This window comes from Acidicapsa acidisoli, from assembly GCF_025685625.1.
Taxonomy (GTDB): Bacteria; Acidobacteriota; Terriglobia; order Terriglobales; family Acidobacteriaceae; genus Acidicapsa; species Acidicapsa acidisoli.
Genome location: NZ_JAGSYI010000004.1, coordinates 428,334 through 452,580, shown reverse-complemented (window position 1 = coordinate 452,580; position 24,247 = coordinate 428,334). Strand labels below are relative to the sequence as shown.

The 24,247-nt window shown below is 54.0% G+C and carries 17 protein-coding genes and 1 pseudogene; 12 read left to right on the top strand and 6 right to left on the bottom strand.

The features are described 5' to 3' along the window. Nucleotides 1-17 precede the first annotated feature (17 nt). Nucleotides 18-3,425, bottom strand: a complete 3,408-nt coding sequence (locus OHL23_RS23875) for a TonB-dependent receptor (RefSeq protein ID WP_263354543.1) — start codon at nt 3,423-3,425, stop codon at nt 18-20. Nucleotides 3,426-4,640: 1,215 nt separating this feature from the next. On the opposite strand from OHL23_RS23875, the gene OHL23_RS23870 reads away from it, so the two are divergent. Further along, nucleotides 4,641-6,002 (top strand): eCIS core domain-containing protein, encoded by a 1,362-nt coding sequence (locus OHL23_RS23870; RefSeq protein WP_263354542.1) that lies wholly within the window; start codon nt 4,641-4,643, stop codon nt 6,000-6,002. Between the two features lie 409 nt (nt 6,003-6,411). Here the strand turns inward: OHL23_RS23870 and OHL23_RS23865 are convergent, their stop codons facing one another. Beyond that, the gene (locus OHL23_RS23865) at nt 6,412-7,224 is read right to left on the bottom strand and encodes a YMGG-like glycine zipper-containing protein (RefSeq protein ID WP_263354541.1); all 813 of its coding nucleotides are present in this window, start codon (nt 7,222-7,224) and stop codon (nt 6,412-6,414) included. A gap of 1,184 nt (nt 7,225-8,408) precedes the next feature. Here OHL23_RS23865 and OHL23_RS23860 point away from each other — a divergent pair. The 7 genes from OHL23_RS23860 to OHL23_RS23830 all read left to right on the top strand — a co-directional run bounded on the left by OHL23_RS23860 (nt 8,409) and on the right by OHL23_RS23830 (nt 16,603). Further along, entirely contained in the window at nt 8,409-9,656 is a 1,248-nt protein-coding gene (locus tag OHL23_RS23860) for a nucleotidyltransferase family protein (protein WP_263354796.1), read from the top strand. Then, a complete protein-coding gene (locus OHL23_RS23855; RefSeq protein ID WP_263354540.1) occupies nt 9,653-10,468 on the top strand; it encodes a class I SAM-dependent methyltransferase in 816 nt (271 codons plus the stop codon). The genes OHL23_RS23860 and OHL23_RS23855 overlap by 4 nt, the downstream gene beginning before the upstream one ends. A 174-nt stretch (nt 10,469-10,642) precedes the next feature. Continuing rightward, a complete protein-coding gene (ribA, locus tag OHL23_RS23850) occupies nt 10,643-11,278 on the top strand; it encodes a GTP cyclohydrolase II (protein ID WP_263354539.1) in 636 nt (211 codons plus the stop codon). Between the two features lie 265 nt (nt 11,279-11,543). Next, nucleotides 11,544-13,040, top strand: coding sequence for a B12-binding domain-containing radical SAM protein (locus OHL23_RS23845; protein ID WP_263354538.1), 1,497 nt, complete (start codon nt 11,544-11,546; stop codon nt 13,038-13,040). A gap of 188 nt (nt 13,041-13,228) precedes the next feature. Next, nucleotides 13,229-14,005 (top strand): class I SAM-dependent methyltransferase, encoded by a 777-nt coding sequence (locus tag OHL23_RS23840; RefSeq protein ID WP_263354537.1) that lies wholly within the window; start codon nt 13,229-13,231, stop codon nt 14,003-14,005. Next, nucleotides 13,998-15,317, top strand: a complete 1,320-nt coding sequence (locus tag OHL23_RS23835; protein ID WP_263354536.1) for an amidohydrolase family protein — start codon at nt 13,998-14,000, stop codon at nt 15,315-15,317. Before OHL23_RS23840 ends, OHL23_RS23835 begins: the two co-directional genes overlap by 8 nt. A 41-nt stretch (nt 15,318-15,358) precedes the next feature. Further along, nucleotides 15,359-16,603, top strand: coding sequence for a glycosyltransferase (locus OHL23_RS23830; RefSeq protein WP_396127412.1), 1,245 nt, complete (start codon nt 15,359-15,361; stop codon nt 16,601-16,603). 342 nt (nt 16,604-16,945) lie between these two features. Here the strand turns inward: OHL23_RS23830 and OHL23_RS23825 are convergent, their stop codons facing one another. The 4 genes from OHL23_RS23825 to OHL23_RS23810 form a co-directional block, all read right to left on the bottom strand. Next, complete coding sequence (locus tag OHL23_RS23825; RefSeq protein ID WP_263354534.1) at nt 16,946-17,968, bottom strand: aldolase; 1,023 nt, start codon at nt 17,966-17,968, stop codon at nt 16,946-16,948. A gap of 84 nt (nt 17,969-18,052) precedes the next feature. Then, entirely contained in the window at nt 18,053-18,733 is a 681-nt protein-coding gene (locus tag OHL23_RS23820) for a WecB/TagA/CpsF family glycosyltransferase (protein ID WP_263354533.1), read from the bottom strand. Nucleotides 18,734-18,876: 143 nt separating this feature from the next. Further along, on the bottom strand, nt 18,877-20,064 hold the full coding sequence (locus OHL23_RS23815; RefSeq protein ID WP_263354532.1) for a glycosyltransferase family 4 protein: 1,188 nt from the start codon (nt 20,062-20,064) through the stop codon (nt 18,877-18,879). 444 nt (nt 20,065-20,508) lie between these two features. Beyond that, nucleotides 20,509-20,973: a c-type cytochrome gene (locus OHL23_RS23810; RefSeq protein ID WP_263354531.1), complete on the bottom strand. Its 465-nt coding sequence runs from the start codon at nt 20,971-20,973 to the stop codon at nt 20,509-20,511. A gap of 346 nt (nt 20,974-21,319) precedes the next feature. On the opposite strand from OHL23_RS23810, the gene OHL23_RS23805 reads away from it, so the two are divergent. From OHL23_RS23805 to ribB, 4 genes and pseudogenes are all read left to right on the top strand, one after another. Then, nucleotides 21,320-22,387, top strand: coding sequence for a hypothetical protein (locus tag OHL23_RS23805; protein WP_263354530.1), 1,068 nt, complete (start codon nt 21,320-21,322; stop codon nt 22,385-22,387). After that, nucleotides 22,384-22,686, top strand: a complete 303-nt coding sequence (locus tag OHL23_RS23800; RefSeq protein WP_263354529.1) for a hypothetical protein — start codon at nt 22,384-22,386, stop codon at nt 22,684-22,686. Before OHL23_RS23805 ends, OHL23_RS23800 begins: the two co-directional genes overlap by 4 nt. Nucleotides 22,687-22,801: 115 nt before the next feature. Further along, a complete protein-coding gene (locus tag OHL23_RS23795; protein WP_263354528.1) occupies nt 22,802-22,978 on the top strand; it encodes a hypothetical protein in 177 nt (58 codons plus the stop codon). Nucleotides 22,979-23,408: 430 nt separating this feature from the next. Then, a pseudogene (ribB, locus tag OHL23_RS23790) lies at nt 23,409-24,024 on the top strand (3,4-dihydroxy-2-butanone-4-phosphate synthase); the annotation flags it as partial. Between the last annotated feature and the right edge of the window lie 223 nt (nt 24,025-24,247).

Below are 24,247 nucleotides of genomic sequence, written 5' to 3'. Positions count from 1 at the left end.
GCGATTGAATCTTTATACTAAAAAATCAGCTTCAGCGCGAACTGAATCTGTCGTGATGTCGTCGCGGTTGTAGTGATCTGCCCCACTCCCGCGAGCGGTGCTTGCTGGTACGCCCCCAGAACAGAGGTGGCCCCATTGAATACCGTTGCGGACGTCGGCATGCCGAGGTTGGTGTGGTTCAGGATATTGAAGATTTCGGTGCGGAATTGAATGGATCCTTGTTTACCCAACAGCTGAAATGCTGTGTCTTTAACGAGCGAAAAATCCCATTCCCCCAAATCTGGCCCGCGCAAAATCCCGCGCGCAGCATCCCCCAGAGTCCCGCAGGTAAGCGCCGCATTATTTGGGCATGGCACCATCGGCTGCATATGGAACATGTTGGGATTGAACCACTGATTTGGATTTCCAGTGATGACCCTGTGGGGATTGTACGGAATGAAGCTCGTGGCAGCCACATAAGCGCCGCCTTCAGCATTCGTCAATACCGTCCCTTGTGTTATGGCTTGAGTGTTGAGGTCGACGCGATCCGGCATGGTGCTGAGATTGCCCGAATTGGACCGGTTGGTCGCCAGAATCGGCGTAAACGGAAACCCGCTCTGGAGAGCGACGATGTTGCCCATCCACCAGCCGTTGACAAGCTTTGAGACCAGGCCGTTCGACTCGAGCTTCGGGAAGTAGTACAGAAGACTCATACGAAAATTATGACGAGCGTCAAAGCAGGACGGTCCGTAATCGTACGCACTGGTATTTGAACTCACGCCGACGTCCATTCCTGGAGCCCCTGCACAATCGGCGGCGATAAGTTGCCCTATCGGTGTGTCCAGGGAATGACCATAGGTATAGGTCGCCTGCGCTTCCAAACCGCTCCTCAAACGTTTGTTGACCACCACCTGCAACGAATCGTAATGCGAAACCCCGACCGTATTGTTCGTATTGACCGATCCAAAATTTGGATTGATACGGCACGTCGGGATGGCGCCAGTCTGGCAGAGGGGAACGGCATCAGACCAATACTGAACTCCGTTCATAATGGCTGTCGGGATCGTAGGATTTCCTTCGAGTTGCTGCCAGAGGTGCACGCCGCGCGTCCCGACATAAGCAACACTGACTGCTGTGTTTCTTGTCAATTGGCGCTGAACAATCAGATTGTATTGGATATTGTATGGCTGGCCGGCCCCATAGTAGACAGTAACTGCGCTGTTCGCCCGATTGCTGCTGAGGACTGAATCCACAGTTGGAGGCGTTATTGGGAATGTAACAACGGCGTTCGCCGGATTCGTAGCGGTATATATAATCGCAGGGTAAGACCCGTCGGCTTCGTTGACGAATGCGCCGCCCAAATTGCCGACGTCGTAATAGATGCCACCGCCGCCCCGAATCGCCGTTCTGCCGTCTCCGAAGACATCCCAGGTAAATCCGAACCGAGGACTGAAGTTCCAGTATGTTCCGTTACGCATGACTGGCCCTGGAATCCAGGCGGCTAACTCGCCACCGGGTAAAACCGTGAAGTCGGTTGTTAGATTTCGAATCGCGTATTGCCTTCCATCTGCCTCCCGAGGCGTGGTCATGAACTCATACCGCAGTCCTATGTTCACTGTAAAACGCGAGGTTATGCGGTAATCGTCTTGTGCGTAGAACCCCAACGTGTTGAATAGGAAATAGCGGTTAACATCCGATCCGGTAAGGGGGCCTCCGTACGTTAGAGGTATTCCTCGCAAAAAATTGGCGAAACTGGAGTAGGACGCATTGCCTGGGGCGTTTATCGGCACTGTAAGTGCTTCATTGAACCTGTTCAGGAGTGTCCCGAATCGCAGGCTGTGCTTTCCCCGTTGATAGTACAGGTCATCGCCGAAAGAATAAATGTTCTGGAGGTGAAGAGAATCTGGCGGACCCACCAGCCTGCCGATGCCAACAGGCGTAAGGTTCGTAATTGAGAAAGAACCAAACGGGCGTCCCGTTATGATCGGCTCAATCCCTGCGGGCAGCGAGCCCACATTGATCGGGAAACTACCGAAATGGGTCCGGCTGAAGGCAAGCCGCGTTGTGTTCGAGATACTCGGAGAGATTGCGTGTGTCTCGGAAAGAGTTATGAACTGATCGAGATCGTACCCACCACCTCGGAATTGGGGGAACGCCGTGCCTGAGGAGATAGACATGCCTTGATTGTTCGCTGAGTTTATCTTGGCTGAATCGATCGTATACCGGGCAAAAAAGGAATCGGATGATGAGAAGCTCTGGTCGAATCGAAACTGTCCATAATTCACTCCGACCTTCGTAGATGGGCCGAATAAGTAGCCATTGGCACCATTGTTTGGATTCGGATAGAGCGACAGCATTGCTGCAATGTCGGCATTGGCGATTGTCACAGAGCTGCCCGGTGCGAGATCGAGTGTGGGGCAAGCAGCTTCGGTTATCATTGCGCCCGCCGCACCATGGCAGCCGGCCGCAGGCACCAGGTCATTTGCCGTAAACCCGAGATTTTCCTGTAATCCCTCGTACACCGCATAGAAAAAGGTTTTGTCCTTCCTGATTGGTCCGCCAGACGAAGCCCCAAAATTATTCTTCTCCAGGTGTGGAGTCTTTGTGCCATCAAAGAAATTTCGCGCATTGAGGGAGCTATTGCGCAGATATTCGAAGACGTCCCCGTGATATTGGTTAGCGCCGCCCTTGCTGATTATCACCATCTCGCTGCCCATGGCCATCCCATACGAGGCGTCATAAGCGCTCGTCAACACCTTGTATTCCTGAATACCATCCACACCCAGCGTCGTTCCGGCGAAACTGGCAGTACCCCAATTCGACTGATTTGTGATCTGAGTCCCGTCTAATAGGAAGTTATTGGATATAACAGGCGCCCCATTGGAGCTATAAACTGTGCCCGTCATTCCTCCAAATCCGTTTGTGCCAGTACTATTCAGGCTATCCGTTACCCCTGCCTGCAGCAGGCTGAGGTCAATGTAGTTGCGACCATTTAACGGCAGGTCTCCGATCTGTCTACTGTTTACCAATCCACCGATCTCGCTGCTCGTCGTTTCTACCAGAGGCGCTCCGCCTTCTACGGTCACCCTTTGAGTCACCGAGCCAATCTGTAGCGATAAATTTAAGCGAATGACATCGGCAACGTGAAGCTCCACCCCCGGTTCTACCGCCTGCTGGAACCCATCTTTCGTCGCAGTAACGCTGTACCTGCCTACTGGGAGAGTTGGAAAATTGTAGCGGCCGGTCTCGTTTGTATCCGCCATGTACGAAACGTTGGTTCCTGTATTGAGCGCCTGCACCTTGACTTCGGCCACCGCAAGGCCGTCATGATCCGTGATCTGGCCATTCAATACCGCGGTTTCTTCCTGAGCAAAGGCCAGCGAGGAACACAACGCCGCCACCAGAACCAACGCTGCCAAGAGGATATGTTTGCGATGTGCTTTCACTATCACATCTCTTTCACGGTGTCGATTTGTGACGGTCGCACCCCGCAACTCGCCTACAAGCTTGAAACCGCCGGTGCTTCCTGTCTGCAGCCACCCATGCCGCACGTTGATTATCCCGGCCTCGGCATTCATTCCGCGAAATACTAGGACCGCACGGCGACATGCTTACCCACTGTTTGTTGTCGCCATCCGCCTACGAGACGCGAGAGCCGCGCTTAGGGGTTTGGGACTATTATTGTCGCACCACTTCGCGGCTTATAGCCAAACGTGAGTCGCAGCGTGACCCATGCCGCGTTCGAGCCGGGAGCCGAGAAAATGGTTAATGGCTGCCGTTCTCCGCCCCACCCAGCAATCCCGGACACGACTGGGCTCATCGAGAAGGGTGCTGATCGATAAAGTCAATTCCAGCTCCCAATCTTGATTCTTTACTAACGCGCATTGCAGTCTTGCTGCGACCGGTTGATAGAGCACGGCGAGACCTTCTACGATTGCCGCGAGTCGACGGAAGGCGAATAGATCATGTCCGGGGACCAGAAAAGAGAGTCAGGTTGCGCGGAGGTCGAACTATCGCGAATGATGCAAGTGGATTGCCTGAAGCTTTCCGCCAACAAACGTCTTGAACGCTCACGAAAATCACCACTCTCGACGCATCGCTCAATCAGCATCAGGGTGTGGTACAAAGGTTCATCCCAAAAGCGGGGTTGTCCCGACCTCGCAAAGGACAGCACCATGCGGGCATTCGTGCCAAAGCAGCCGCTATCCTCAGCTGGCGCCGATTTATTGATAGCTGCCCCGCTCGGCAGGAAAAGCGCGGTGACGCAACAACGCTTATGTCCGGGAACTCTGCAGGCTAAGCGGAGTGGCCTTGCAGGACCGCAACCATCATCCGAGCGACAGCTATATTTCCGCCCGGCATGGAATCCTAGCCGGATTCCTATCCATTCCGTTGCCCATCCTATCCTGCAGGCAAAGCTGTCCATCAACCAACCGGGCGACGCTTTCGAACAGGAAGCTGACCGTGTCGCTGCACGGGTGATGAGCATGCGCCCGTCTCTCGCTCTGACTCCGGCTAGCAATGCCCCCCGAATTCAGCGGCAATGTGCCTGTGGCGGAATCTGTTCCGACTGCCGCAACGAGGCACGCAACGCAACTGCCGGGAAGTTACAAAGGAAGTCCGTCACTGCCCCTCCGGCCAACTCCACGGCGCCGCCTCTTGTGCAGGAAGCATTGTACTCAGGTGGTCACCCGCTCGATACCGACACCCGCTCCTTTATGGAGTCGCGATTTGGCCAGGATTTTACCCACGTCCGTGTGCACACCGATGCCAAGGCCGCAGTATCCTCCCGATCGATCCAGGCACTCGCGTACACCTCCGGCGCGGACATCGCGTTTGCCCCTGGTCAGTACTCCCCTGGCACCGATCGCGGCAAACACCTCCTCGCCCACGAACTTGCTCATGTTGTCCAACAGCAGCAGGCCCCGCTGCCGGATAAAATCTTCCGATTCGGAGATGACACTCACAACATCATCGACCAAGTCGCCGCCACTCTCGCTGGAATGAAACCGGCGGAGATTGAAGCCATCCACAGAGGCAACACCGCCCGAGACTACAGCCAGGCACCGGCTGTCATGAACTTGCTGTTGATGTGCAATTCAAACACGTACGGCGGCTATCACGACTACGACCACTTCGACAATTTTGAATGGAATGAGAAGCTGCAAAAGTTCCAATCCAGAGACCCAAAACCCGGAGTGGTCCCCAAAGATCCCTTGCAGCACATCCAGGAGGAGTTCCTCGCGTTTGTTCAGGAATTACCCAAGGAAAGCTCCTTTGAGCATGTCGGCAGCGCCTTCCATGCCATTGAGGATTTCTTTGCTCACTCCAATTTCGTCGAGCTCACGCATGGAGACACATCTCACGGCGATACGCTGATCACCGGCAGTGTTCCCCCAGGCGACAACGTCTCTCTGCTCAAAATCATCGCCTCCATCAGTAATGAGCAAACCGCAGGCGTTCCCGATGCCGCAGCCAACGAGGAGATCGCCAAGGCTGACCCCAAGTCGCACCCCGCCATGGCCAAGGATTACAAATCCAACAAGTACCAGATGGAAGCCATCGTTCTCGCCACCATGGTAACTCGGCATGTCGCCGAGCAGGTCCTGGCCATGAAAGCCTTACAAACGCCCGCCGAACAGGAGAAATTCGTGCGCGAAGTCATCATGCCCGAACTGAGGCGTTATCTCCGCCCCCCTAAAGGCAACGACAAATGGTGGGAGCAACTCCAGGCCAATGCCGGAAAAGCCACGGAACGACAGATCCGAAAAACCGCGGCCCAGACCCCCGTCACCGTCAACCAATGCGTGCTCAGCCCGCTGCGCTCCATCGAAGTAAGCAAGGACTCCAACATGAAACTCTACGGCCCCGCCTTCACTGTGCCTGTCGACGGCGGCCACGTGATGATCCAGATGGGCATCGGCATGTCGGTCGGTCCCGACTTCAAAGACCCTTCCGGAGACTCACTGCCGCGAAAGCCGGAGTTCATGCCTTTTGGCCTGCAGATCGTCAAAAAATTCTGATCGCGAGCATCGCACCGCCGGAGATATATTCTGAACACGACGTACAGCATTACGATCTTCGTGAGGTGCCCCCTATTGGGAGCAACGGAACAGAAAGCTCGCTTAAGGATTCAGGCGACGTTGGCCATCGAATCGGCACGGACCCCAGAACGGCCGTAACCGGCGTATGGCAACAATTCGCGACAGACTGGGAGACTTGACCGCAGCTCCACAACTCAAAGGTTGGGGTGGATCAAATACTTGCTTATGAGGACTAATCTTCGTTCTGTTTGCTGGCTGTGGCTGAACAGAAGCTCGACGACGAGCCAAAGAGCAGGGGCGGCAGCCGGGGTTCCGATCGAACTTACCTATAACTCGGTTTTCAGGGAACTACGGGGTGATATGTTGACTTGGGTCCGAGAGGAGCTTTTTAGCTCTGAGGCACCGGTATCGACATGTCTTGCTGCAGAGTGAAATTGAGAAGGGTCTCACTGGGCACCTTTACCTGGTCGCCCCCAGTGATGATTTCCGAGGATGCGCCGGCAGTTGCGCCGATGCCTGCGCCGATTGCGGCTCCCTGGCCGCCGTCTGCAACGGCGCCGATGATGGCTCCAAGAGCCGCACCGCCGGCTGTTCTCCTGGCGGTGCTGGCGCCGCGCGACTTGCCGGTCACTTCATATTCTCCCGTTACGACGGGCATCGTCTTTCCATTCACTACGATCCCGGTCAACTCCAGCCGCAGCTGCGATCTGCCTGTGAAGGTTCCTGACTCCTTCGCTTGTGTCAGCCGGCCATAGACGAAGGCATCCTTCGCGACTACCGTGATGCCTTCCCAGGTCAGGGGTTCTTCGAGCGAAGCCAAGAAGCGGTCTCCCACGGCGCTTTCAGTGGAATCGATGGCATCGATGGTGCGCACAGAAATTCGTGTGCCGGCTGGGATAGTGACATTGGCCGGCCTCCCTTCGACAGGCGCTGCCGCCTCTGGATTGTCGGGAAGCGAACTCTGCGGCTGCGGCGCCGGGGCGGTTGCTGCGCCTTCCGAATCGAACTTGAGCGAAACGATGTCCGCGACGATATATTTCTGTACCGTCGAGCCGACCTGGAAGCTGATTTCAGTATCCGTGCCACCCAGGAACTTGCCCTTGATGAGGCTACCGTTCTTCAGCTCCAATGTATCGGCCCACGCCATCGACGCCGCCAGAGTCAGCACAGTCAGGAATCCGAATTTCAGTTTTAGGCTCATGATGTCCCCTTGGATGCCCCCGCCTACTTCGCCGGTTCATATAAATTGCGGGCACGTTTGGGAGTCACCTTGAGCCGAAGGGCCGTTTGTTCTACGGGATTCCTTTCCCATCGAATCCTGGCTGGTTGAACTTTCTGGCTGGCTGAACTCGGTCAAGAACGCCATGGTCTCTCATCACGCGCTATCAGGATGTGAACTTACGTTGCAGGCATTTCGGTTTGTCAGGTGGGATTGCTGCGTGGAAGGCAATGTCCGAATTGGCGACCATCCTTCTGGTACTCGAAGCTCCATGCGACGATGGGAGGTGGGAACGAGGCGACAGAGAGAAGAGGAGACAATTGACTGGAGAGCATTGGACAGGCAAGTCGGCATTAGGGAACGGAGTCACGGATACGGGTACTGGAACTCATAGTCGGCGAGGAAAGCATTCGCGATGCAGTTGATTATTGGACCACGTTTGAGGCTGGTGCTGGAATCGCTGAGAAGGCCCTCTTGATCATGAGGTCAACAGTCGCAATGGAATACTGCTGCGAGATTTACATGAACGAGCTGAACACCGAGCGAGCGGGACGATGCGCGGTGTGAGCTTCAACCTTGTAGGCATCTGGGGACTCAGGTGTGTCTACCAGGAGTTTGTCCGGGGAACTCGAAGGGTAGCTGCTCCACACGCAACTAGAAGCCGCTTGACGCCAGCCTCTATCACTAGGCTCTGGTGCAAATATTTGAGGCGAGCATGGCGTGGCCTCTCGGCTGGCCCTTGGTACGTGCTGCGAGCACTGCATTCCAGATCGTAGGCGCAGTGTGGTCTTTGGTGCGCAAGTGACGAAGCGAGAATTGGTTCCAATCAGCCTCGTTATTTGCACCAGAGCCCCCACCCGTGCTGTACCCGCGTCAAGTATGTTAATTGCCTAAATAGAGCATCGGCCGCTTAGGGCGGAGGGGCGAATCTATCAAGACGGTTACATTTCAGTGACGATGGGATGACAACCCGAGCTATGCAGTCACCTAGGCTAAACATCGTGACTCGTTCAATCATTTCGGTCTCGACAGAGAGGTGGTCTCGCACCCGTGTGCCCGAAGCTGAAGGGTGTGATCTGTTGGCATCGCGTGTCGAAGCCTCGCAGCGCAACCGATCCGAGAATCTGGACAGAGGGGCTTCGACTTCGACCATTAGCCCCAGGGGTATGCTAAGACCACTGAACAGGGAACAGTCGATACGCGAGGCCGTCCTCTTGAGCTTTTGCGATCCGCCGCCTGATCGGCGTCTGTCACTCCTGCATCTTTCAAAGCAGGAGTGGCGAAGATTGTTAGACTGGCTCGATATAAGTGGCCTCGCCCTGTACTTCCTTGATCGCATGGTGGAGTTACAAATGTCGGAGTTATTGCCCGCCGCAGTAATTGCACGCCTACGCAGTAACTTGATCGAGAACACCCAGCGGACCAACGGCATGATTGCCGAATCAGCTGCGATCCAAAAGGAGCTACAGAGAGCCAACTTGTCATATGCGATGATCAAAGGATTCTCGCTTAGCCCCACTTCGGTTACGAGGCCGGAGCTGCGACATCAGTTTGATCTTGACTATCTCATCTCTGAGAAATGTATTATCCAGGCAAAAGAAATCCTTGAAAAAAGAGGTTACCGCCTATATGCGGTGAGTGGCAAAAGCTGGGAATTCAAGATCAATGAAAGACCCGTGGTGTCACTAAGGGATTTCTATAAAGACTTGCCTGGCAGGTCGGTGGAACTGCATGTCGAGGCCAAGCAATCAGGCCGTCCGCTCATGCTTGAGCGGACGGAGGAGCGCGAGTTTTATGGAATCAAGGCGCCGGTGCTTTCGAGGGTAGATCTCTTCATAGGGCAAGGAATGCACGTCTACAAGGATATTTGCAGCGAGTTCTCCCGTGCGTCCCACCTTCTGGAATTTCGACGTCATGTGATCGCTCGCCGCGACGATAGCGCATTTTGGGGCGAGCTTCGATCAGTAGCCCAGGATGATCCTCGCTTAATATTGGGGCTCGGGGTAGCTACCTACCTTATTACTCACGTCATGGGTCCATTCGCTCCAGACGAGTTTGCTAGCTGGACAGTCCGCGGTCTTTCTCCTTCGATCGTGTCATGGATCGAAATGTACGGGAGCCATGCGGTCCTCAAGAAGTTCCCAGGAGACAAACTATACCTGCTATTGCAACAAGAACTCGTGTCTGCGGGCATTCCGGCAAAGCGTCCACTTCGGACCGCATTATTCCCTCTGCGCTTACCACCATCCCTCGTGAAGCCAGCCAAACACGAGACCTTATCTCTGCGAGGTCGACGTTATCGTCTGCAACTCCATCAAGTTGTCTCACGTTTGCGGTTTCACATCGTGGAAGGGTTTCGATATGCATTGGAGTTACATCGTTGGCAGCAGTATAGGAAGCGAGTTGTACGATGACGGCTCCATTGCGCCCTGCCGCGCAGGCTTTCGATGCGATTGCGCCGGTCTTTGACTCGCGTTTCAACCAGTGGCGTAGTGTGACGGCTCAACGTCGCGCCGTCAGGAACTTACTGGTAGAGGCATTTCCGAGCGGTGGTCGCATTTTTGAATTAGGCGGTGGCACTGGCGAAGATGCTGCATTTCTAGCCCATCGTGGATTCGATGTGCTTCTGACCGATCCATCGCCCACGATGGTGCAGCTGGCGAATACCAAGCTTGCCCCGTTGGGCGCATCGGCAGAAGTTGCCGCCGGGGAAGATATGGAAGCATTCGCAGCGGCGCACCGGTCCTCTGGTAGCGCATTGTTCGACGGTGCCTTTTCCAATTTTGCACCGCTCAATTGCGTCGTTGATCTCAGTCCAGTGGCGCGAGGTTTGGCCCGCCTCCTGAAACCTGGAGCGCCCGCGATGCTGGTATTGTTCGGCACGTTTTGCCCAGGCGAAATGCTTGTGGAGGTACTGCGCGGTCGACCACAGCTTGCGCTTCGCAGATGCAGGCGAAATGAGGTGCCAGCGAGGCTGGCGAAACGAGAGTTCCAGGTCGTCTATCATCGCCGCGCGGCGATCGTAAGTGCGTTCGCGCCTTGGTTTGTGTTGGAGAAGAGTGTGGGTATCGGCGTCACAGTACCGCCAAGCTCCGCCGAGCCGTGGATTTCGCATCACCCGCGCGCGCTTGCTGGAATGGAGGCGCTAGATCGTATTCTTGCAGGCCCGCTGGCGATGCTTGGCGACCATGTGCTGTATCAATTCCGTCGCACCTCTGTTTCGTGAGCAGCATGTCAGAACCTTTCTGGCCTGCTTGGCATCCGATCTGTTTATGTTATCGAGACTTTCTGGGGACACAGTCGCAATGGCTCCGAGATATGCTTCACGCAACGACACAGAATCGACACCTTCAATGGGCCGATGAGTAGCACGCAAAGTCTTCAGAGGATAATTCAAGTGATGAAGTTAAGACAAGTCGCAGATGTCAGCCTTCCAACTGAATGGGCCACCTTTCGTTTACTCGCTTTCGCTGGCACGCGAGTCGACGCCGATATACATCGGGAACGCGACGAGACTGGCTTAGCCTTGGTCTATGGCGATATTCATGGGGCTCCACCTGTAGTTCGAATTCATTCACAATGTATAACCGGCGAAGTCTTCCACTCGCTGCGTTGCGATTGTCACGCGCAGTTTCACTTGGCACTGCGCACGATCGTCAGTGAGGGTTCGGGGATTCTCCTGTATGAACATCAGGAGGGACGAGGCATAGGGATCATGGAGAAGCTGCGTGCTTACGAACTTCAAGACCACGGGCTCGATACAATCGACGCTAATCTTCAATTGGGACATGCGATAGACCTGCGTGACTATGAGCTCGCCATCGGAGTCCTAGACTATCTCAAAATTCGATCGATCCGATTGATGAGCAACAACCCGGATAAGATCGAAGCCGTCCTCTCATCTGGAATCGAAATTATTGACCGCCTGAGCGCTGACGTTCCAGCTAATCCCCACTCTGAAAAGTATCTTGCCACCAAACGCGAGCGACTCGGTCATCTTTCCAATACAGAAGGCGTGCTTCACGAGATAACATAGACCCGCAAGACATTACATCTATACAGCAGCACCGATGGAAACATGTACAACTCCAAGTGGGCAGGCAGAGCAAGGCTCCAAGTTAGCGATATACAGCACGCAGAAGGATGACATTGAGTTGACAATTCCCAGACAACTGCATGTGCAGCCTAAGGTTAACCTCAATTGAAGAGCGATAAAGCGACTTCGCTCCGTTCAGCTATTGACACTTGTTATCTTAACCCCGTCGCTGAATAGGGAAGAGCTCAATCCCCCGAGGTGAACCGTGGCAGAAGTATTGCTGACACACTCCTATCATCTGCCGTATGACTCAAAGCAGCTACGAAAAATGCAGCCCTATCCGCCGCTTGGGACGCTCTATGCCGCGACCGCTTTGCGTGATAGCGGCATCTCCGTCGCTGTCTTCGACCCAATGCTGGAGGAGCCATCCGAGCCACTCGCCGCCATGCTTATAAAGCACAGGCCGAAGATCGTGGCAGTCTACGAAGATGATTTCAATTTTCTCTCGAAGATGTGCCTCACGCGTATGAGAGCAGTAGCGTCGCAGATCGCGCAGGCAGCGCGGGCAATGGGCGCCAGGGTGATAGTCCACGGTTCCGACTCGACTGATAATCCATCCCTGTTTCTCGAGAACGGCTTTGACTACGTGCTGCGCGGTGAGTCCGAAGGTACACTGGTACTCCTTTGCGCTTCTTTGTTAAAGGGATCACCGCCTCCGGAGATCGACGGTTTTGTCAGACGCGACGACGCTGGCGACCTTATCCAGTGCGGGCAGCAGCTATCCAAGAATCCTGCATGGACGGAGCTTGTCCTCCCTGCGCGCGATCTGATCGATCTTGAACCGTATCGCGAAGCATGGATCAAGTCTCACGGATATTTTTCAACCAACATCGTATCAAGCCGAGGCTGCCCGTATCGCTGCAATTGGTGCGCAAAGCCAATTTCCGGCAATAAATTCCACTTGCGTCCGGCCTCGGCTGTAGCAGAAGAGATGCTTCAGCTCAAGAAGCAAACGGGTGTTCAGCACCTCTGGTTCGGCGACGATGTCTTCGCATTGAATCAACATTGGGTAGAAGAATTTGCTGCAGAAGTTTCTAAACGAGATGCAGCCATTCCTTTCAAAATACAGTCCCGCGCAGACCTGATGAACGAACAAACGGTCCAGCATCTCAAGACCGCCGGCTGTGCTGAGGTATGGCTGGGTGTTGAATCTGGATCGCAAGCCATTCTGAATGCGATGGATAAAGGCCTAAGCTTATCCATGGTTATAGCTGTACGCCATCGATTGAAGGAAGCAGGTATCCGTGCTTGTTTCTTCCTGCAATTAGGCTACCCCGGTGAGACTTGGGTAGAATTGCAGCAAACGATCGCCTTGGTTCGTAAGCTGCGTCCTGACGATATTGGAGTATCGTTTTCGTATCCCCTTCCTGGCACCGTGTTCTATGAACGCGTCCAAGCGCAGCTTGGGCAGAAGCGTAATTGGGCCGACAGCGATGATTTGTGCATCATGTTCAAAGCCGCGTATAAGACTGACTTCTATCGCTGCGTGCGCGACGCCTTGCACGCAGAGGTAGACGCATGGCATGTGTCGGAGACGTCACGCGAGGCGACCTCTGAGGTAGAAGCGCTATGGCGTAAAGTCGAAGAACTCGAACCAATCAGCCGCTGTGAAGACGCTTTTGAATTTCCAGACACTGTGACTCCATTCGCGGCGTCCGGACTCGTTCCGGTCGAAGACCTGATTCTTGTTCAGAAAGCTTAGGTATGGTTCCATCACGCAGCTGCATCGCTGATAATGTCCGACTCGATTTAGGTGTCCGTCTACGGTGCCCTCGCTGCGGATGCGATACAGATGGGTTGGATTGCCACGCATGCAAATTTCGACTAAAAATCGTCGATGATATCGTGCACGCCATCCCGCCAGAGCGAGAAGTCTATTACGCAAAGTTTATGCAAGACTATGAGCGCATCAGAGTTGCAGAGGGGCGTGGCAGCGAGCGTGAGGAGTTCTATCTCGGTCTTCCCTACGCCGACACCTCTGGAAGAAATGCCAAGCAGTGGCGTATCCGGGCACGAACTTACGACTACCTGATCAAGCATATACGGAAGGAGATTCAGCAAAACGGGGAAAAGAAGATACTGGATCTTGGCGCTGGTAATTGCTGGATGAGCTATCGTCTTGCGCTTGCAGGGTATCGTCCTGTCGCCGTGGACTTGCTCACCAACAACCAGGATGGCCTCGGGGCCGCTGCACATTATCGACGACACCTGCACGAATTTTTTCCTCGACTTCAGGCAGAAAGCGCTCACCTCCCCTTTCACAACGAGCAATTTGACGCTGTCGTATTCAACGCGTCGTTCCATTACTCCGAAGACTATGAGGCCACGCTGCGCGAAGCGTTCCGGTGCACCAAAAAGGGCGGGTTGGTCATTATCAGTGACACCCCTTGGTACTCCCGCGAGGCGAGTGGAAGGCAAATGGTGACCGAACGTCACGCGTCGTTCCTTCGCCATTACGGAACTGCCTCGGACTCGATCAAGAGCATTCAATATCTCACCGACGAGCGCCTGCGTGCCTTAGAAGTGCAGTTGTCGATCCGATGGACTGTGGAGTCTCCAAACTATGGTTTCAAGTGGGCGATGCGGCCGTTCATGGCAAAGCTTCGCAACAGGCGTGAACCATCCCAATTTCGAATCTATTCCGCTCGAAAGAATGCACGTGACTAATCCTGAAGCTGCTATTTCCGGGGGCAACCGGCAGACGAAACTCCTGATTCGAGGAGCGCGTTGCGCCGTCAGGCTGGAGGAACCCACGCAGGCTTCGATCGAGGTCACTGGATCGCGCATAGCGGGCATCCACAGCAATCTGAGCCTCTCGCTCTCCGCGGCATGGAAGTCCACTGAGATTGACCTTGACGGCTTTTTGATTTTCCCCGGTCTGGTCAACGCACACGATCATCTCGATTTCGCCCTTTTCCCCAGGCTGGCGAACCCACCCTACCAAAACTACATCGATTGGGGCATCGATATCCACAACACATATCCCGACGTTATTGCTACTCAGCGAAGTGTGCCCAAAGAATTGCGGGTATGGTGGGGAGGCATACGTAATCTTCTCTGCGGAGCTACGACCGTAAGTCATCACAATCCATTCCGTTCGGAATTGGCAAGAGATAATTTCCCGATAAGGGTGATCAGAGAATACGGGTGGGGACACTCCTACGCGCTCGGTGGAGATATTGTGGCAGCGCGATCGGCCACGCCTAAGGGGTACCCCTTCATCATGCATGCCTGTGAAGGAATCGACGATCGAGCAAGCAAAGAGTTAGGTCAGCTTGATGGAGAAGGTATCCTCGACGCACATACTGTACTTGTGCATGGCCTGGCGATGGATCGTGAGGGCGTTGCACTCATGCGTGAACGCGGCGTTTCACTCATTGTCTGCCCATCGTCAAATTATTTCCTCTTCGGAAAAGTTCCAGACCTATCTCTTCTCGGCGAGATCAACAATCTGGCAATAGGGAATGACTCTCCCTTGACAGCAACAGGCGATCTTCTCGACGAAGTCCGCTTCGCAATACGCGCTTGCAATATCTCGCCGCAGGCCGCCTATCGTATGGTGACCGAAGCTCCCGCGGCTATTCTCCGATTGAGGCGCTCGGAAGGATCGATCATGTTGTCTGGTATTGCCGATCTCATCGCAGTAAGAGATAGCGGAGTCGATGCTGCTGAGAGGTTTGCAACAATGTCGATGGTAGATATCGAATTTGTAATGCTTGCGGGCCAAGTCCAGCTAGCGTCGAAAGAAATCCTGGATCGGCTTCCGTCTCAGATAATTCAAGAGCTTGAGCCTCTGTCGATCGGCGGAACAATTCGATGGCTCCGCGCCCCCGTTAGAGAACTGTTGCGGCGGACCGAGCAAGTGCTTGGCTCCGGGCAGGTTCGACTTGGGGGCAAGCCGGTATCCATTCCTCATTCGGCCAGAGCCGCAGAGGTCACACAAAGTGAAAGCGGAACGCCGGTTGTTGAGAGGATCTGATGGCTCACTTCGGCATACTCTCGCACAGCGGGGCCGGACACATGAACCCATTGATGGTCTTATCAAGGCAGCTTACAGCCCGTGGGCACAGGGTTACATTTTTTCACAAACCAGAAATTGAGGTTCAAGTTCGCCAGCATGGTTTGGAGTTCCATCCCATCGATGTCCTTAAGCCTCTATCTGTAGAAACAAGGCGGAACGATGTTTGCAATAACTCCTCATCTTACTTCGCCGCGTTAAGCAAGAATATTGATCGCATTGCCGATGACGTGAAGAAATCTCTGCATGAAATACCGTCTGCTCTTGCGCGGTGTGGAGTCGACGTCCTCATTGTGGATGAGATCGTGTTGGCGGGTCCAACATTGGCGCAGATGCTGGATATACCATACTTCATAATCTCTACATCGGTGCCCCTCAGTTTCAAGTGGTCCGTGTCACGTCGATCGCCGAGCTGCAGACATCAACGCTCCCCGAGAGTGTGGTTGCAGGACTGTTTATTACAGGTGTCAGTACTTAGGCTGCGTGGCCCGGTGCGCTGGAGATTAGATGATTACAGACGCAAGGCCGGCTTAGGGCCAATTCGAAGGATGAATAAAGACTTCCCAGCCGTGGCCCATATTGCGCAACTACCGGAGTGTCTGGATTTTCCTCGCTCGAGCCTGCCTCGCAATTTTTACTACACTGGTCCTTTTGTCGACGATGCAAGACCGCAGGTTGAGTTTCCATGGCACAGGCTAGACGGTCGGCCGTTGGTTTACATGTCCTTAGGAACTGCCCGAGCGGTGCATTCCACCATCTTCCGCCTTGTCGCCAAGGCATGCAACGAACTCAACCTGCAGCTTGTGATCACACTGGGCGGTCGAAGCATCCCGGAGTCTTTTGGTGATCTTGTGGGGCGTCCGGTAGTGGTAAAGGAAGCACCGCAGCTTGAGCTTGTTAAGAGGGCTAAGATTGTCGTCACCCATAGTGGGCTGAACACAGCACTGGAAACGCTCAGACAAGGGAAGCCCATCTTGGCTATTCCGACAGGCTACGATCAGCCAGCGGTAGCGGATCGTTTGGCTTGGTTGGGAGTTGCCGAAGTCCTCCCTGCAGAAGGGGCGACGAGGGACCAAGTTATTTCATCGCTACAAAAGCTTCTTGCCAATCAGAGCTATAGCACTGCGGCGCTCGCACTGCGAGGCAAGATTCGAAATGTCAACGGAGCTGAACGTGCCGCCGATTTGATAGAGTCTGCTCTTGAACGCCATGTCGCTTCCCTCTCCGCAAAGTCCAATCAACAATGAAGAAACGACAAGTATAAGGAGGCTGCGAGTGAAGACATCGACGTTGCTGATCGCACCATTTCCGCGCCCTCTCGCTCGACGCACGTAGCTTGGCTTGTAACCGGTTCGACCGGAGCGTATGGAATCTGTGTTTGTGCAATCAAGTGGCCGGCAACACGGTTCGCATCGCAGATGTCCGGTATACGCAGATTGATCCCTCGTGGGAGGAAAACTCGAAAGGACTGCTTTACAGCACGGACTGTGGCTGAAGCGTATGGTTTACAGCTATTGTTCGTCGTGGGGTTGTCCCCTAAGATCCCGCGGATGCTGCAAATGAATCCACAGCCAAACCTTTAAGTTAACTCACTTCCCATGGACGAGGAAATCAAGAAGCTGGATGGCATCGCTAAGGTTGCAATACCGGAGCTCATATGTGGGAATCTCAGAAAGTCGCACGAGTATCTTTTTGTGTTTCTCGCGAATCTCTCCTGCTGAGTACAGCTCACCACAAGCGCGTTCTGTTGCTGTTCCCGCCGGCAGTCGGATCAGCATTCCTCTTGCTGACGGATAACGTTTGAGATAGACGATCGAATCCACTGTCGCTTCGCTCTGTGTCATTAGGACTGGAAGCTCGGAGGTTGGAACCTCGATAGAGGGCTTACCTTCCAGACGCGGCGTCAACGAACGATCTTCCAATTCAGGGAAGAGAGCCTTCGCGGCTGGACGAAAGCGAACGCGATGGGAGTGGCCAATGACCCGTGGACTTTCAGCATCGTTGATCAGGTAACTGGTGTCGTCTGAAGTATAGGTCCATCCAGCACGCGCGCAGGCATAGGAGAGTGTTGATTTCCCCGCGCCCGAGTCACCGCAGAGCAGGATCCCCTTGCCATTCTTGCTTACACAGGCGGCATGCAGATCGGTTACAACCGATGCGCCAAGCAAGAGATAGACGGCTTTTTCGAGAAAATTGTATCTGAGGTAGAGCCTGTTGTTTACAGTCGCCTTCGTCAGCCACACAAAGCTGGTGCAGGTTGTCAGGTCCAGAAGAGCCTGATTGTCAACGTCTGCAACGAGCGAATACAGGTGGTTGTATTGACGTCTTGTGGGTTCTGGAGGGCATTCAGAGCTTACGCCGTCACTGACTCCGACGTGTATCTTCAATACCTTGCATTCGCGTCGAAACCGCGCGTGGCCGAAACTCTCGTTCGCTGCCTCCAGTACATCCGGGTCGTTGGTTATGATCTCAACAGCATAACCTAGAGGGTATAACATTTTGCGAAGAGGCAACTTCATATCGGAAAGCAGGCTTTCTTGTGGCTTGATCGGCTTGTATTCCTCGGTTGTGTTGGATGTTGGGTTTCCCATCTGTCTGTTGCTTACGGCCATTTCAGTTCCCTTGTTAAGATTGATATTCCTTGGATGTCCATCTTACGCCAGAGCTACATAGCGATCTCAGAAGAGTCTAAATGTTTACTGGTCAGCGATCGTCTGCGACCTACTTGCAAAAGATGCGTTAATCTCCGCCTGCAGGTAGGTGCGTAGGCCTGTGAGTTGCAGCGAGATATGCCACAAGAAGGCTGTATTATTCCGAAGGTAACGCCAGAAAAGCCGGCGCGGATCTTGAATGAGTCGGTGCAGCCATTGCAGTCCGGCTCGCTTCACCCATTGCGGAGCATCCTTGATGCGGCCTGTGTGGAAGTCAAAAGCTGCGCCAACGCCGAACAGCAGACAGGAATCGAGCAGCGGAAGAATTCGCATCATGAAGCGCTCCTGCCTAGGCGTACTGATTCCCACCCAAATCATATCTGGCTTCAACGCCAGTATCTGTGCGGTTACAGTCTCTTCCTCCTCTGGAGTTAGATCGCGGAATGGCGGCGTGTATGTGCCGACGATTCGCACCCAGGGGAAGCGCCGTCTCATGGTCGATTTGAGATCAGCCGCTACACCTTGCTTACCCCCGTAAAGAAAATGAGTGCGGTGTGCAAACTCCTCACGTCGGAAAATCTCCTGCATCAGATCTGGTCCGGCAACGCGCTGCATGTTGCGAAAACCTTGCATGCGCCCTACCCACACCGTGGGCATTCCATCAGGCACCAGCAGGGTCGCTCGTGCATAGACCTGTGCCAACTCGGGATCCCGCTGGGCCTCCATAATTCCATGTACACCAATGAAGCATATGTAGCCCTTCCGCTGACCTTCACATTCTTCTTGGACACGTGCAACTGCGCTCTCCATGTCGAATGGTTCCACCGGGATGCCAAGGACTTTTGCTGTTTCGTGTTGAAGTTTGCGGCTCATGTAGGGAAGTGCCTTTCGGGCGAAGACAAGACAGGCTTCTCCGGTAAGCTGGCTTGTACGTCGGGTGCAGATAACAGTGAACTGTAGAGTTTCAAGTACTGAGCTGAAATCACCTCGGCGGAAAGGTGACGCATCGCGACCGGCTCTCGGGGCCCTTGGTCAGCTACTGCACATACAGCATCAGCAAATCCTTCAGCCTCTTTTGGGCCAAGTTCGACATAGTGGCAATAATCTCCGCCTAGCTCACGGAAGGCCGAGATGTCTGAGCAGACGATCGGACAGCCGGCCTGAAGCGCCTCTGCAACGGGAAGGCCGAAGCCTTCGATAGTCGAAGGAGCTAGCAGCAGTAAACAGTTTCGATAGAACCAATGCAGAAGCGAATCGGAAACTCCATTCAGAAAGACAACGTTTTGTTTTAGGCCAGCGGTTGAGACAAACTGTTCGATCGCCGATGTCTCAGGGCCCGGAATTCCTACAATGACCAATCGTGTTTCCAGTGCAAGCCGCTGGGTACGGAGGAGTGCTTCAAAAACTCGTAATGCAAGTGCGATATTTTTGTTTCGGCGATGTTGCGCGACGCAGAGCAGGAAGGGTTGATCTTTCCATTGGGGTGGAGAGATCCCTGTCGGAGGAATCTTTGGTGGTTCGACAGAGTTATAGATAACGAGTGATTTTGCCGATACAAGTGCGGGCTGGAGCTCCTCCAGTCGGGACAACGTGTACCGCGACACGCATGTAATTGCATTCGCGGCATTAAGGCATATGCACAATGCAAAGCGATTGAAGAGTACTTTTGGAAATCCGAAGTTATCCGGGATGTCATACGGGTAAAGATCGTGTAGAGTGACGACTACCGGGCAATGGAATGCGCGGCGGATGACAGGCATGGGATAGGCGAGATGAACAACGTCGCAGCCCAGATCCTTTGCCAGTTGTGGTAGGTGGAAGAAGTACCAACGGTTCCTGCTAAGAGCACTATTGCCAATAGGTGCGTTATGGAGATGCAATCGCACATCGCCGACAGGCGCCGAATCTCGAACAAAGCCATGTTGCCACGGTGCTGCCACCAAGTGAACGGCAGTGATCTCACGGCGCAAAAGTAAGCAGCGTGCCAGGCTGATCGCGTGGCGCTGCACGCCCGAAAGCTGGCCTGAACTGGAAGCGAGCGCAATCAGAACCTTCACGTGGATACTCCTAGGTCGACGTTGAACAAACGGATGTGAGCTAGATAGGGTGGCCGAGCGCCATTGGTCACAACGAACGAAATCATGAGGTCACCTCGACTGTGTCAACGAAGTCCTTTAGCGATGCAAGAGTCTCATCGGCAGGCGGTTTAGCTGGAAGGTGACGAAGCAGCGGGATATACAGCAGGAGAGATATAATGGCATGGCCCAATCTGGTGATGGTAATGCCCCGGATCCCCATACGCAGCGTAAGCAAGAGCATCAACAACAGCATGACCACTCCTCCCGTGAGGTTGAACCAGGTAACGATCTATCATCGAAAGGGTCCAATCTTGTATCGCTACCCGCGGATAAAATCCAAAACTATCGCTGCGCATTGGAGGCATGAATGCAGATCAGCGAAAACACATTGCCGAGCCATCGGCGATTTAAGCTGAGCGACACTCATCGCGTTAGTGTGTATATCTCCGGTTTGCCCAGGTTGCCCGCAGGCGGCGAGTGGCGTAGGTAAAGGACAATTGGCCAGATTTCCTCGTCGCTCAGCGTGTTCTTAGATCCGGGCATTCCCAATGGCCAGATTCTGTAATCGATGATCCACTTCAACTGTCCATCTGTGTCTGTCTGAACATCTTTGCTTGCCAACGATGGAACTGGCGGAGACATACGATCGGCAAAGGGAACGCCGGTATTCTGGCCATCCAGTCCATGGCACACGATACAATAACGCAAGAATGCTTCCTTGCCGTCAGTGACTCCCGCAGGATTGTCTATTAATGGATTCCTCTCGGTTTTGCTGTCTACCAGCATCGTGTGTTTGGTCCAGTTCATGATCAACCGCGCATGTTCCGGAGGCACGGGCTCGCAGAACATTAGCAGCACGGACTCGCGCAGTTCCTGGACCCTGCTCAAACGAAGAATCCTCGTCTTGTCACGCTGTTCTGGCACGGTATTAGTGTGTGTTAATCCGCACCATCTCTACTTCCAGATAGTGAAAGTAATGGGGCAACGAACTGTTTCCAATTTATTCTGCTCGGTTTCGAGGGTTGTCATGTGGCTGTAAGGTGATTGTCACCGCATTGTTGCTCTGTTTATTGACCGTAAATTTGTAACGCAATCGTTCCTGCTCGTCAGATTCCGTGATCTCATCCGCTGTCATAGCAGAAATTGAGCCGTATCATGCGAAGTGACAATTAATTGACAAGTGGCAGACGTTTCCGCGACACATGGCAGTTTGCCATTCGCTAAAGTTGCTCTAATGTTGCGTCCGACTTTTACTCTCAGACCCCAAACTACTGCACGTTCGATCTTATGCCTCGGAATCGCAGTTGCCGTACTCGCTACTGCGCGTTTCGGCTTTGCGCAGGACACGCCCCTCCTCTCCGGAGGTGTTGGATTCTTCAGCAACACCAACGGCGGCAATACCACCTATATGCCCATTATTGAGCCGCTGGTCGCAGCGCCTCTTGGCAACCACCTCATGGTGGAATCGCGCGCGGCTATTCTCGAAAGCTTCTCGCCGCAATTCGGAAGTGATCCAGGTTATGATCACACTCATTTCGCCGGGTTCACCTACCTGCAAGGCGATATCGTCATTACACCGCATATTACGGTTGTAGCCGGCGATTATTTGCTTCCCTTCAACGTCTACAACGAACGCCTCTCGCCTATATGGATTGGCAACTTCCAGGATGGTCCACTGATTGCCTCTGTCGGACAGTTTTCGGTCGGCAGCGGACTGGGCGGGATGATCCGGGGAAACGCTATTTCGCGTGGCAAATACTCAGTCGACTACTCATACTTCTATTCCGTTCGCAGCAGCAATCAGCAGTTTGGGAGCGCCCACGGCAACGGAGGCCGAGTGAGCCTCTACTTGCCGGATCAGCGTTTGGAAGTGGGTCTTTCCTACGATCGCATTCTGCAGGGAATCCATGAGAACTTCTACGGCGCGCATGTCTGGTGGGAGCCGAAAGATACGGCATTCCGCCTGCGCTCTGAATTTGCGCGCGGCCATCACGCTCAAGGCTACTGGGTAGAAGCCGACTATCGCACCAAGGCATTCGGAGGCCTTGATAGCGCCATTGGCCGTATCGAGCCGGTATTTCGTATCCAGCAGACCTTCCGTCGCGACAATGCGGCAAGCGATAGCCTTCCGTCGGTGAACACGCAGCGAATCGACTTCGGACTTGATTACAATCTGCCCCACAATACCAGGATTCTAACCAGCTACTCTCGGCAATTCGCATCCACCGGCAATGTCAATATCTGGGAGACAGGGATTGTGTACCGCTTCCTCTTCCCGGCTTGGAAAGGAAAGCAGCCATGAACTTGAAGCACTTTTACCCGGTAATCTTGACCTTGGCCGCGGTCTCTGCCCTCTCGCTAGTCGCACAGCAAAGCAGTACCCCGATCGCCGCGTCAGCCAAGACCTCCGCAACGCACAAACAGGCCGCTCAGTCGCAGGATGAAGGACAGCGTGTCTTTGAGCAGCATTGCTCTCGCTGCCACAATGCGCCGGATGGCTTCTCGCCACGCATTTCAGGCACTGTTGTGCGCCACATGCGCGTCCGCGCCAGCCTCAGCAAACATGATGAGGAAGCGTTGCTCCGCTTCTTCAATCCGTAGCTTCAATCTTGGGAAAAACTCTGCCGTCACTCTCCCAGATCCTAGCTATGGAACATCAATAGCTAGGGGCTGGTATCGGGCACGTAGGGCGGCTTAACTTATTCAGGTGAAGCTGATGCTCAGGACGTTCGGCGCGGAGCTCGCCAAGTTCCGCCTCCTCCCCGGGTACATGAACGTAGCGCGTGAGGTGATCCAGCTAACTCTGCTTCTGCCTTTCGGTCCGAACATGCGAGTCTCCCACCTTAGCGGCCTGTTCATGCCACAACACGACCTTGAAATCCATGCGTGCTAACGCACGCGAATAATAAAACCAGGCCTCGCAATTGCAGCGTCTCACGCAGATCGTCTTTTATTGAGCGCGGGTGACCTTTTCCAAACGTGGTCTCTTGCTTCATGAGGGACGGTTGATAGAAGATCCGTCCGGGCAGCCCCGAAGAGATGATGACGACTCCATGCTGGAGTGGTCTCCTGATCCAAATCTTGAGGCAATTTGGGCGGTCAACATTTGAATAGCGGTGTATTTACTGCTCAGCAACTTCCGTCGCGGACATCGGTCAAGTGCACATAGTTTAAGGCAAAGGAAAGACATGGAAATGACAAATGTAAAAGGTGTTTATGGTCATGATGATAGAGAAGTAGGCGCAGAGATGAACGCCACAACTTGATGCGAGTGTTTTCGCGAGGATGCGACACTTCGAATGGAGTGCATAGAAGGGAGATACATGTCCGCACCGTTTGTAACTGTTCCAGAGGCAGTTAGAGATATTGCCAATGGCCGCATGATTGTTGTAGTGGATGACGAAGATCGTGAGAACGAAGGCGATCTGACGTTGGCCGCAGAATTTGTGACGCCCGAAGCGATCAATTTTATGGCGAAGTTCGGCCGTGGGCTCATCTGCCTCACTTTAACGGAGGACCGCGCCAATTATCTGCGTCTCAGACCGATGGTGCTGGACAATACGTCGCGCTTCGCTACCGCCTTCACCGAGAGTATCGAGGCCCGAGAGGGTGTGACAACAGGAATTTCGGCCCATGATCGTGCGCACACGATTCGCGTAGCCATTGATGCGGCGTCGACTGCATACGATCTGGCACGTCCGGGGCACGTCTTTCCGCTGAGAGCTCGTGACGGCGGAGTTCTCGTGCGAGCTGGACAGACAGAAGCTTCCGTCGATCTGGCAAGATTGGCTGGGGTCACACCCGCAGGCGTAATCTGCGAGATTATGAATGATGACGGCACAATGGCTCGTGTTCCCGACCTGATCAAATTCTGCGATGAGCATGGTATGGGAATGCTAACGGTTGCAGAACTCATCCGCTATCGCCTGCAAGGCGAAATCTTTATGAACGCGTTATCTGAGGCACCTTTGCAACCAGGATGTGGGCACTTCGATGAGATTTCCCTGCCTAGTATCACCTGTAGAGAAGAGGGCATCAGCCTGGCTAAGGCTGATAGCGCCTAGGCTGCCTCGGTCACGAGAGTGCGATCCAAGTGTGAAATCATAAACACAAGATATTGGGGCCTGAACGTCGCAGGACGCGTCAAGAGAACATTGAAATA